Raw genomic sequence first — 12,407 nt, forward strand, 5'->3', positions numbered from 1 at the left:
AGATTTCTACTGCTTTTTTCTGATTTGCGGTTCGATAATTTATAATTATTGGCCCGTATTTTGCATATACGAAAATATAATGACGAAAATACAGCCTTATTTATCAATAGCATGACTCAAATACAAAAAAGCTCCATCCAACAAATCAACTTTTAGAGTGAAAAGGTTAGATGGAGCTTTTTTAAGTTGCGATGAACTTTATATGTCACTTCCTAAAAATGAATAGAAATGTTTTGTTCGTTGCAAAACTGATTAATATCTTTTGGAGGAAGTTTATCGGTAAACATCTTATTAATATCGGTTAAATCACAATATGTTAGTAAAGTGGATTTTCCCATTTTACTATGATCAGCCAATATATATGTCTCGTTTGCTTTACTAGTAATATATTGTTTTATTAAATTTTCTTCCATTTCTGAATTAGATAATCCATTTTGAACATTAACGCCTGTTGCTGCCATGAAACATTTATTAATATTGAATTTTTCCAATAACATATTAGAACCAATGCCTATAAAGGATCGAGTTCTAGGTTTATATTTTTCTCCAATAATAAATAATGTGACATTATCAAACTGTGATGCTTTATTCATAATGTCCAAGCTATTAGTTATGATAGTAAAAGTCAGATTTTTATCTACATAATCTAGCATATGTATCGTTGTTGTACCTGTGTCGATATATATAATGTCGTTAGTCTTAATTTCATTAGATGCTAGTTCTCCGATATGCTTTTTAGATTTGTAGTTTTCAATATTTCTCTTATAGTAATCTACAGCTCTATGCGAGTCTTCAATGAGTTCTATACCACCATAGACTTTCTTGACGACATTCATATCTACAAGTTGATTAACGTCGCGTCTAATTGTATTGATTGAAACTTTAAATATTTGTCTCAATTCTTCTATAGAAGCAGTTTTATTTTCTTTTATGAAAGATTCAATTTCATAAATACGTTTAGATTTCATATATGATTCCCCCATTTATTACAATATACCCAATTTTCGGAAAATAAACAACCTAATATATAAAGACTTACTCAAAAGTTGACATACTATTCACAATATTATAAGATAATTCCAAGAAGTAACCAATAGATTATCAAAATATGCTCATTTTTTTAAGTATCATTGTAAGCGGTTACTTATAAAAATTAATTGGAGGATTTTATAATGGCAGAAATATTGAAGAACTATATTAATGGTGAATGGAAAGAATCAAAGAGTACAGAAACACTGGATGTTTTAAATCCTGCAACTAAAGAAGTGATTGCAAAGGTTCCACTTTCAACACGTGAAGAATTAGATGAAGTAGCACAAATAGCACATGATGCTTTTCAAGAATGGAAAGAAGTAGCTGTTCCAAAACGTGCTCGCTTATTATTCAAGTTACAACAATTACTCATTGATAATAAAGATGAACTAGCGGAAATCATAACTAAAGAAAATGGTAAAAACACAACTGAAGCTTTAGGTGAAGTACAAAGAGGTATCGAAAATGTTGAGTTTGCAGCGGGTACACCTTCATTAATGATGGGTGATTCTTTATCAAGTATTGCAACTAACATTGAAGGTACAAGTTATAAATATCCAGTAGGTGTTGTTGGTGGTATTACACCATTTAACTTCCCAATGATGGTTCCATGTTGGATGTTCCCAATGGCTATTTCAGTAGGTAATACATTTATAATTAAACCTTCTGAAAAGACACCACTACTTGTTAATAAATTAGCAGAGTTAGTTGAAGAAGCAGGGTTCCCTAAAGGTGTATTTAATGTTGTTCATGGTGCACACGATGTTGTTAATGGAATTTGTGAAAATGAACATATTAAAGCTGTTTCATTCGTAGGATCTAAACCAGTAGGAGAATACGTTTATAAAAAAGCTACAGAAAACTTAAAACGTGCTCAATGTTTAACAGGCGCTAAGAACCACACAATTGTATTGAACGATGCAAATATTGATACAGCTGTTAAAGATGTAATCGGTGCAGCATTTGGTTCAGCGGGTGAGCGTTGTATGGCAGCAGCAGTTGTAGCAGTACAAGAAAATGTTTACGACGAATTTAAAGAGAAATTAGTTCAAGCTTCTAAAGATATTGTAATCGGTAATGGATTAGAAGATAACGTATTTTTAGGACCTGTTATTAGAGAAGAAAATAAAGAAAGAACTATAGAATACGTTGATGAAGGTGTAAAAGAAGGCGCAACTCTTGTTCTAGACGGTAGAGAAGGCAATAAAGAGGATGGTTATTTCGTGAAGCCAACGATTTTTGAAGATGTAACAACTGATATGAAATTATGGCAAGATGAAATCTTCGCGCCAGTACTATCATTAGTTAAAGTTAAAAATTTAAAAGAAGGTATCGAATTAGCGAATAAATCTGAATTTGCGAACGGTGCTTGCTTATTTACAGATAGTGCTTCTTCAATCAGATACTTTAGAGAAAATATTGATGCAGGAATGTTAGGTATTAACTTAGGTGTACCTGCTCCTATGGCAATCTTCCCATTCTCAGGATGGAAATCTTCATTCTATGGATCGTTACATGCTAATGGTAAAGATAGTATTGAATTCTATACACATAGAAAAGTCGTTACAGCACGTCACGGAGACCCACAATTTTAAGGAGTGAATATAGAGATGGCTCAATTATTAAATAAACCTGTACATCATCCATTAAGTGATGATGTACAAGTTATACACGATTTAAAACCAAATGACATAAATTTAGATTATATAGGTTTGAAAATATTAGATATTAAAGCAAATGGCGTTTACGAAGAATCAACTGAGGATTTTGAATTATGTGTTGTAGCTTTAACAGGAAAAATAAATGTTTCAGATGGAAACGAAACTTTTGATGATTTAGGTACAAGAGATTCAGTATTCGAAAGAATCCCAACAGATAGCGTTTATATTTCTAAAAATCACAATATAAAAATTAAAGCAACTAAAGACGCAAGAGTGATTTTATGCTATTCACCTGCAGATGAAGAAAGACCAACACAATTAATACCAGCAAGTGAAAACTCTGTTGAAGATAGAGGTAAATATTCGAATAAACGTCATGTACACAATATATTGCCAGATACGCATAAAGCGAGCGAAAAATTATTAGTTGTGGAAGTTTATACAGATCAAGGAAATTGGTCTAGTTACCCTCCACATAAACATGACCAAGATAATTTACCAAATGAGTCATTATTAGAAGAAACTTATTATCACGAAATGAACCCTAGTAAAGGTTTTGTTTTCCAAAGAGTATTTACAGATGATTTATCATTAGACGAAACTATGACAGTTGAAAATGGCGATGTTGTCGTAGTTCCTGAAGGTTATCATCCGGTAGCTGTTCCTGATGGATACGATGGTTATTACTTAAATATAATGGCAGGACCTAAAAAAGTTTGGAAGTTTTATAATCAACCAGATCACGAATGGATTATTGATCGCAAATAAAAGGAGTGCACATAAATGGCTAATAAGAAACATATCGTAGCAATCGGTCGTGCTGCAGTAGATTTAAATGCAAAAGAAATCAATAGACCAATGGAAGAAACATCGACATTTAGTAAATATGTTGGTGGTTCTCCAGCAAATATAATGATTGGTGCTTCAAAATTAGGATTAGATGTTGGAATGATTGCCAATGTATCTGATGATCAACATGGAAGATTTGTCACAAACTATTTTAAGGAAGTAGGCGTAGACACTTCACAAATTCATGTAGATGAAGATGGTCATAAAATAGGTTTAACTTTCACAGAAATAAAAAGTCCTAAAGAATCAAGCATCTTGATGTATAGAGAAGAAGTAGCTGATTTATATCTTGCTCCAGAACATGTTGATGAATTATACATCGAAAATTCGGAATATTTGCTCATTTCTGGAACTGCGCTGTCACAATCACCATCAAGAGAAGCGGTCTTAAAAGCTTTATCAATTGCTAAAAAGCATAATGTAAAAGTTATTTTTGAATTAGATTATCGTCCTTATAGCTGGGCGAATACAGAAGAAACATCAATTTACTATGAATTAATTGCTGAACAATCAGATGTTGTTATTGGTACGAGAGATGAATTTGATATGGTTGAACGCTATCAAAACATTTCAGATCAAGAAATTAGCAACGTATTATTTGAAAAAACACCAAATTTAGTTGTCATTAAACATGGTGTGCAAGGTTCTTTTGCATTTGATAAAGAAGGTAACGTTTATGAAGGAAAAGCATTCAAAGCTAATGTTGTAAAAACATTTGGTGCTGGAGATTCATATGCAGCAGCATTTATATACGCACTCGTAAAAGGCAAAACTGTAGAAGAAGCACTGAAATATGGCGCGGCATCAGCAGCTATAGTTGTAAGTAGTCATAGTTCGTCAGAAGCAATGCCTACTGTAGAAAAAATAGAAAACTTAATTAAAGAACAATCATAAGGTGGTGTTGAAACATGGTCAATACAGTGAGATTAACGACAGGTGAAGCTATCGTTAAGTTTTTAACGAAACAATATATTTATGTTGATGGAGAAGAGATACAGTTTGTAGAAGGTGTAATGAATATTTTTGGACATGGAAATGTACTTGGTATGGGCGAAGGGCTATCAAAATACCAAGAAGATTTAAAAATTATTCAAGGTAAAAATGAACAAGGTATGGCTCATACTGCAATTGGTTTTAGTAAGCAAAGTTTAAGAAAGAGAATATTTGCTGTAACAAGTTCTGTTGGACCAGGTTCAGCCAATCTTGTTACCGCTGCTGGTACTGCAGCAGCTAATCATATTCCAGTTTTATTCCTTCCTGGTGATACATTTGCTACACGTCAACCTGATCCAGTGCTACAACAAATAGAAAATCCTCAAAGCATTGGTATCACAACTAACGATGCACTGAAGCCTTTATCTAGATATTTTGATCGCATAACGAGACCGGAACAAATTATGTCAGCTTTAATTAGAGCATTTGAAGTTATGACAAACCCACAAACAGCTGGGCCGGTAACGATAGCTTTAAGCCAAGATGTACAAGGAGAAGCATTTGACTTTCCTGAGACATTCTTTGAGAAACGTGTACATTATGTAGATAGATTAGAACCGTCTAAACGTTCTATTGAAGCAGCTATTGAAATTCTTAAAGATGCTAAAAAGCCTTTATTAATAGTTGGAGGCGGTGCTAAATATTCAGAAGCTCAAGAAGAAATTAAACAATTGATGGAAAAGCATAATATACCTATGGCTGAAACACAAGCTGGTAAATCAACAATTGAAACTTCTCATCCATTAAATTTAGGTGGTTTAGGTGTTACAGGAAACTTAGCAGCAAACATTTATGCTAAAGATGCTGATGTCATTGTAGGCATTGGTACGAGATACTCTGATTTTACAACGAGTTCTAAGACAGCTATAAATTTCGATTCTGCAAAACTTATCAATATTAATGTGAATAGAGTAGACGCATACAAATTAGATGCGACACAAGTAGTTGGTGATGCAAAGGTATCTATAGCTAAATTAATGGAAAAATTGAAGAATCATCAATTTAATACAGAGGATACTGTTCGCGATATTAAAAATCAATGGAACAATGAACGCGATAGATTAGCTGAAATTAATATAAATGATGCTAGTTATATACCTGAAATCGCTGACCATTTTGATAAAGAAAAAATAAATAAATACGTGGAAACATTGCAGACTGAATTACCACAAACGAACGCATTAATAGAAGTTAATAAAACATTAGATAAGGATGCAATTATTGTCGCAGCAGCAGGTTCATTACCTGGTGATTTAGAACGATTATGGGAAACAGATGCTTTCAACACTTATAACATGGAATATGGTTACTCAACTATGGGATATGAAATAGGTGCAGCAGTTGGGGCTAAAATTTCTGAGCCAGATAAAGAAGTGTATGCACTAGTTGGAGACGGAAGTTTTCTAATGTTGCATTCAGAATTAATAACAGCACTTCAATATAACTATAAAATTAATATTATTTTATTCGACAACAGTGGTTTTGGTTGTATTAACAATTTACAAATGGATAACGGTAGTGAAAGTTTCTGTACTGAATTTACAGATTACAACGGAGATATATTGAATATAGATTATAAAAAAGTTGCTGAAGGTTATGGCGCAATATCTTATAGAGTAAATAATGTGGAGTCATTAGCAGAAGCTATAGAACAAGCGAAAAAAGAAACGAAATCTACATTAATTGAAATTAAAACATTACCAAAAACTATGACAGATGGATATGAATCGTTTTGGAATGTAGGTGTTTCTGAGTATAGTGATAAGCCATCCATTCAAGAAGCATTTTCAAATAAAGAAAAAGTAATGAAAACAGCGAAACATTATTAAAACGGAGGCGAAAGCTATGACGAAAATTAAAATAGGTCAAGTCGGACTAGGTAGACTTGGCCAAGTTCATGCATCAAATATTGTGAATCATGTTAATGATGCTGAATTATATGCAGTCGCAAGTGTAGTAGATAAAGAATTAGAGTATGCAAAAGAAGAGTTGGGCGTTAAAAATTGTTATAAATCTTACAGTGAAATGATTGAAAATGATGAATTAGATGCTGTTGTGATTGTTTCTCCAAGTGGATTTCATGCAGTACAAATCACTCAAGCACTCGAAAAAGGTTTACATGTTTTCTCTGAAAAACCAATCGGATTAGAGTTAGAAAACATTAGACAAGTAGTAGATAAAATTAATGACAACCCAGACAAAGTATTCCAATTAGGATTCATGCGCAGATTTGATGAATCATATTTATATGCAAAAGAAGCGGTAGATAGTGGTAGTTTAGGAAAAATTACAGCAATGCGTTGTTATGGTATTGATCCGAGCGCAGGCTTAGATAGCTTTATACAATTTGCTAAAAACAGCGCAAGTGGTGGTATTTTCTTAGACATGTCAATACATGATATTGATTTAGTGAGATGGTTTACTGGTTCAGAATTTAAAACTGTTTATTCCCTAGGAAATAACATCGCAGCACCTGAACTTTCTGAGTGTGAAGAATTAGAAACAGGGGCATGTTTATCAGAACTAGAAGATGGAACAATCGCCTACTTTTTAGCGGGAAGAAATGCTCACCATGGTTACCATGTTGAAACAGAAATAATTGGAACTGAAGGCATGATTAGAATCGGTAATGCACCAGAAAAAAATCTAGTAACTTTATATGATAAAAATGGTGTTGTAAGACCTACATCAGGTCATTTCCCAGAAAGATTCAGATTTGCATTTATTAATGAATTGAATACATTCGTTAACTCAATTAAAAATAAAGAAAAATCATCTGTTACAGGTGTAGATGGTCTGAAAAGTACACAAGTCGCAATTGCCATGCAAGAATCATTTGAAACTAAGAACATTATTACGTTATGAGGTGAAACAGAATGACTAGAGATATTCGTTATGCATGCGCTCCAATAGCATGGACGAATGATGATTTGCCAGAACTAGGCAGTAACAATTCATTCGAACAATGTATAAGTGAAATGGCGCTAGCAGGATATGAAGGCACAGAAATAGGCAATAAATATCCAAGAGACCCTGAAGTGTTAAAGTCCTACCTTGAACCAAGAGGATTATCAGTAGCTAGTGCATGGATTAGCTTGTACTTAACATCTGAGCCATATGAAGTGACGGAAGAGGCATTTATTAAACATAGAGATTTCCTATATGAAATGGGAGCCAAAGTTATTGTAGTCTCTGAGCAAGGTAATAGTATTCAAGGAAAATTAGACAAAGCATTATTTAAAGAAAAACCCGTTTTCACAGAGGAAGAATGGAAGTTATTGATAGAAGGTTTAGAAAAGTTAGGTAAACTAGCTCACGAAAAAGATATGGAAATTGTATACCATCACCATATGGGGACTGGTGTACAAACTACAGAAGAAATTGATGAGTTAATGGAAAGAACAAACAAAGATAACGTTTCTCTCTTATTTGATACAGGTCATCTTGTCGTTTCAGGAGAAGATCCTATAGAAATTTTTAAAAAATACGAAGATAGAATTAAACATATTCACTTTAAAGACGTAAGACAAGAAATTACAGAAGCAGTAGATAAAGATAACCAATGCTTTTTAGATGGTGTTAGAAAAGGTATGTTCACTGTCCCAGGGGACGGGGTAATTGATTTTGAACCTATCTTAAACCTTATATATCAATCAAATTATAGTGGATGGATAGTTGTTGAAGCTGAACAAGATCCATCATTAGCAAATCCGTTTATATACGCTAAAAAAGCAAAAGATTATATGTCTCAATATCAATAACGACTCAGTAATATAAAAGATTAGGAGTAATCTATGCTTCAAAGGGGAGAGAGTTATCATGAGTATGTTTGCAGCAATTTCATTTATAGTAGTAATACTACTAGTTGGGTTATATGCGTTTTTAAGAAGTAGAAAAATTAACACGAAAAACTCTGATGGTTACTTCATGGGTGGTAGAAGTTTAACTGGTTTTACAATTGCTTCTACCATCATCATGACCAACCTATCTACTGAACAAATAGTAGGACAAAATGGTCAAAGTTTCATGGCAGGTATGGAAGTAATGGCTTGGGAAGTAACTGCAGCAGTTGCAATTGTAATATTAGCCCTTGTGTTTTTACCAAGATACTTTAGATATGGTGTAGATACGATATCTGATTTTATTGAAATGAGATTCGATACTTTTACTAAGAGACTGGTATCATTACTATTCATATTTACATATGTTGTATCTTTCTTACCAGTTGTTCTATATTCAGGTGCACTTGTATTTAATAAAATATTTAACATTAGTGAAATGTTAGATATAAGTGATATGACTGCAGTTGTATTAATTTCAACGTTTATAGGTATCTTCGGAATTCTATACTTATTCATTGGAGGACTTTCATTAAGTGCTCACAGTGACTCTATATATGGTGTTGGACTGATTATAGGTGGGCTTGCTATACCAATTTTAGGGTTGATTCTATTTGGTGATGGCAGTATGTTAAAAGGTTTCGATAAAGTTATTCAAAACACGCCTGAAAAATTAAATTCAATTGGTGCAATAGACTCAGATATCGTACCTTGGCCAACATTGTTCTTTGGGATGTTCTTTAATAACTTATTCTTCTGGTGTACTAACCAAATGATTGTTCAAAAAGCATTAGCAGGTAAAAACTTAAAAGAAGCTCAAAAAGGTGCGATGTATGTTGGTGTATTTAAAATCTTCGGAGCTTTATTCTTAGTATTCCCAGGAGTGTTAGCTTTCAATATGTTAGGTGATAAAGTTACAAATCCTGATAATGCGTACCCTATGTTAGTTAACGAAGTATTACCAGGTTGGGCTTATGGATTATTTGGTGCAGTTATTTTTGGTGCGATTTTAAGTTCATTTGTAGGATCACTAAATAGTACAGCAACATTATTCTCACTTGATTTTTATAAATCCGTTATTAATAAAGAAGCAACAAATAAACAAGTTTCTAGAGTAGGAAGAATAGTAACAGTTCTTGTAGGAATTATTGTTGTAATTATTGCGCCAATGATTTCGATATTTCCACAAGGCCTATATGCTGTAGTACAAGAATTTAATGGTATTTATAACATGCCATTATTAGTTCTTATACTTGTAGGGTTTTTCGTTAAACGTACATCACATCTTGGTGCTAAAGTGATGTTTATTTTACACATAGTAGTGTATGCGCTTTCAAAAGTTGTTTTAACAGATATACATTATTTATACGTATTAAGCGTATTATTCTTCATAGATTTATTTGTAGTAATGTTATTTAACAAATTAAAACCTTCAGATGAGTTTGATTTCAGTGTTAATTACGCAAAAGTAGATATTACGCCTTGGAAATATAGATATATAGTAGGCAGTATTATCATAATTGTTGTAATCGGAACTTATATCTTATTCTCACCACTTGGTTTAGCTTAATAGGAGGAAAATTATGACACTAACATTCGGAGTGATTGGCGCTGGTAGAATTGGCCAATTACACATTAATTATTTACGAACACATAAAGATGTAAAGATTAAATGGATTTCAGATTTAAATTGCGACAAGATGTCAGAATGGATTGAAAAATCGGGTATTCAAAATAAAACGAAAGATCATAAAGATATTATTAATGACCCAGAAGTAGATGCTATTGTCATTTGTTCACCTACAGACACGCACGTTGATATTATCAAGGAAGCATCGGCAAAAGGTAAACATATTTTTTGTGAAAAACCAATTAGCTTGTCTTTAGAAGAAGCCGAAGAAGCAGTTGAAGCGGTACAAAAATCTAACATAAAACTTCAAATGGGCTTTAATAGAAGATTTGATAAAAATTTTAAGCAACTTCAAAATATTTTGAGCAAAGGTGAATTAGGGCAAATTCAAACATTAAGAATAACTTCAAGAGATCCGGAGCCGCCTCCAATTGAATATATAAAACGTTCTGGTGGATTATTTATGGATATGACTATTCACGACTTTGATATGGCAAGGTATATAATGCAGTCGGAAATTGTGGAAGTTTATGCAACTGGAGAGGCACTAGTGAATCCTGAAATTGCAGAATACGATGATATAGATACTGCATTGATTACATTAAAATTCGAAAACGGTTCAATTGCTATGATTGAAAATTGTAGAAGAAGTGTTTACGGATATGATCAACGTATAGAAATTTTAGGTGATAATGGCGCTATAGATGTAGGTAATGAACAATCTTCAACGTTGAATTATCATCGTACAGATGGCATCAGAAGAGATAATCCTCCTTATTTCTTTTTAGAAAGATATAGTGATGCTTACAGAGTAGAAATGGATGGCTTTATAGATGCAATTCTTAATGACACGGATGTATTATGTTCAATAGAAGATGGATATAAAGCACAACAAATCGCCTTGAAATGTAAAGAATCGCTTATATCAAATCAACCAAAAAGAATATAAATAGAAAGAAAGGTGGAACGCTAATAAATGAATTCATTTATACAAAAAGCCAAGCAAGAACATTATGCAATACCTCAAATAAATGTAAATGGGTTAATTTGGATAGAAAGTATTTTGAAGGCAGCTGAAGAAACACGTTCCCCCATTATATTAGGAACTACTGATAAGGTGATTGAATTTCTTGGTGGTTATCAATTTATATGTTCAACAATTAAAAATAAAATTAAAGCAATGGATATCACGATACCGGTTATTATTCATTTAGATCATGGTTTGACTGTAGAAAATTGTAAAAAAGCAGTAGATGCTGGATATGACTCTGTGATGTTTGATGGATCAAAATTATCAATTGATGAAAATATTAAACAAACAAAAGAAGTTGTTGATTATGCACATAAAAATAACGTCATCGTAGAAGGTGAAGTTGGAGCAATAGGAGGTAATGAAGACGGCATTATTGGTACTGTAAAATATGCAGACTTGGATGATTGTATTAATTTAGCTAAAGAAGCAAAATTAGATACATTAGCACCAGCCCTAGGATCAGTACACGGTAAGTACCAAGGAGAACCAGATTTAGGATTTACCGAAATGGAAGAAATACAAAAGGCTATTGATATACCTCTAGTATTACACGGTGCTTCAGGTATTTCAGACGAAGATTTATTAAAAGCAATACATTTAGGTCATGCAAAAATTAATTTTAATACAGAAATCAATATAGCTTGGAGTAACCAAATAAGACAAACTCTTAATGAAGACGTGTCATTGTTTAATCCACAACAAATCTTAAATCCAAGTAAAGAAGCTATAATAGAAACTGTTAAATCTATTATTCATAAATGTACATCTCATAATCGTGTATAAAAATTATATAGAGAGAAGGAAAACATTATGCCTTTAATGAAAATTGATTTAATAAAAGGAAGAACGAAAGAAGAAATTAAACAAATATTAGAAATCTCTTACGAAGTAATGTTATCGACATTTGATGCACCTGAAGGAGATAGATATCAAATAGTTAATCAACATGAAGATTATGAAATGCAAATTTTGGATACAGGTTTAGGTGTAGAACGAACAAATGAAGTGATTGTTTTTACAATTATCACAAGACCGAGAACAGAAAAACAAAAACTATCATTTTATAGCGAAGTGGTAAATGAACTTCATGACAAAGTAGGTATACGTAAAGAAGATATAATGTTTAGTTTAATAGAAAATACAGATGAAAACTGGAGTTTCTTTAATGGAGAAGCACAATTTTTAAATGGTTCTCTTTAATTTAATATTCTTCACTTGAATAAGAATTCCTATTAGATTTTTAAATCTAATAGGAATTTTTTTATTTAAATTCATCAAAATTTTGTAATTTATGGTTAACAAGAATTGTATATTAATATTATACAATTATAAATTTTATGTTTGGATTTATTATAAAATTCATAAGAATA

The 12,407-nt window shown here is 32.3% G+C and carries 11 protein-coding genes; 10 read left to right on the top strand and 1 reads right to left on the bottom strand.

The features are described 5' to 3' along the window. Window positions 1–212: 212 nt before the first annotated feature. Complete coding sequence (locus ACO6VN_RS01310) at window positions 213–968, bottom strand: DeoR/GlpR family DNA-binding transcription regulator (RefSeq protein WP_017000283.1); 756 nt, start codon at window positions 966–968, stop codon at window positions 213–215. A gap of 204 nt (window positions 969–1,172) precedes the next feature. Here ACO6VN_RS01310 and ACO6VN_RS01315 point away from each other — a divergent pair, with 204 nt between their 5' ends. The 10 genes from ACO6VN_RS01315 to ACO6VN_RS01360 are packed head-to-tail and all read left to right on the top strand — an operon-like array spanning window position 1,173 to window position 12,237. Beyond that, window positions 1,173–2,627, top strand: a complete 1,455-nt coding sequence (locus ACO6VN_RS01315; RefSeq protein ID WP_422404135.1) for a CoA-acylating methylmalonate-semialdehyde dehydrogenase — start codon at window positions 1,173–1,175, stop codon at window positions 2,625–2,627. A gap of 15 nt (window positions 2,628–2,642) precedes the next feature. Next, window positions 2,643–3,461, top strand: a complete 819-nt coding sequence (gene iolB / locus ACO6VN_RS01320) for a 5-deoxy-glucuronate isomerase (RefSeq protein ID WP_422404136.1) — start codon at window positions 2,643–2,645, stop codon at window positions 3,459–3,461. Between the two features lie 15 nt (window positions 3,462–3,476). Then, window positions 3,477–4,436: a 5-dehydro-2-deoxygluconokinase gene (gene iolC / locus ACO6VN_RS01325; RefSeq protein WP_422404137.1), complete on the top strand. Its 960-nt coding sequence runs from the start codon at window positions 3,477–3,479 to the stop codon at window positions 4,434–4,436. A gap of 14 nt (window positions 4,437–4,450) precedes the next feature. After that, window positions 4,451–6,364, top strand: coding sequence for a 3D-(3,5/4)-trihydroxycyclohexane-1,2-dione acylhydrolase (decyclizing) (gene iolD, locus ACO6VN_RS01330; RefSeq protein WP_369964700.1), 1,914 nt, complete (start codon window positions 4,451–4,453; stop codon window positions 6,362–6,364). Window positions 6,365–6,380: 16 nt separating this feature from the next. Further along, window positions 6,381–7,400 carry a Gfo/Idh/MocA family protein gene (locus ACO6VN_RS01335; RefSeq protein WP_422404138.1) on the top strand — a complete coding sequence of 340 codons (1,020 nt, stop codon included), beginning with the start codon at window positions 6,381–6,383 and terminating at the stop codon, window positions 7,398–7,400. 11 nt (window positions 7,401–7,411) lie between these two features. Continuing rightward, the gene (gene iolE, locus ACO6VN_RS01340) at window positions 7,412–8,296 is read left to right on the top strand and encodes a myo-inosose-2 dehydratase (protein ID WP_017000289.1); all 885 of its coding nucleotides are present in this window, start codon (window positions 7,412–7,414) and stop codon (window positions 8,294–8,296) included. 58 nt (window positions 8,297–8,354) lie between these two features. Continuing rightward, window positions 8,355–9,944, top strand: coding sequence for a solute:sodium symporter family transporter (locus ACO6VN_RS01345; RefSeq protein WP_017000290.1), 1,590 nt, complete (start codon window positions 8,355–8,357; stop codon window positions 9,942–9,944). A 10-nt stretch (window positions 9,945–9,954) separates the two neighbouring features. After that, the gene (gene iolG, locus ACO6VN_RS01350; RefSeq protein ID WP_422404398.1) at window positions 9,955–10,953 is read left to right on the top strand and encodes an inositol 2-dehydrogenase; all 999 of its coding nucleotides are present in this window, start codon (window positions 9,955–9,957) and stop codon (window positions 10,951–10,953) included. 27 nt (window positions 10,954–10,980) lie between these two features. Further along, window positions 10,981–11,820 carry a class II fructose-1,6-bisphosphate aldolase gene (gene fba, locus ACO6VN_RS01355; RefSeq protein ID WP_064211647.1) on the top strand — a complete coding sequence of 280 codons (840 nt, stop codon included), beginning with the start codon at window positions 10,981–10,983 and terminating at the stop codon, window positions 11,818–11,820. Between the two features lie 27 nt (window positions 11,821–11,847). Further along, window positions 11,848–12,237 carry a tautomerase family protein gene (locus tag ACO6VN_RS01360; RefSeq protein ID WP_422404139.1) on the top strand — a complete coding sequence of 130 codons (390 nt, stop codon included), beginning with the start codon at window positions 11,848–11,850 and terminating at the stop codon, window positions 12,235–12,237. Window positions 12,238–12,407 lie beyond the last annotated feature (170 nt).

Source organism: Mammaliicoccus sp. JADD-157 (genome assembly GCF_049310805.1).
GTDB classification, from domain to species: Bacteria; Bacillota; Bacilli; order Staphylococcales; family Staphylococcaceae; genus Mammaliicoccus; species Mammaliicoccus lentus.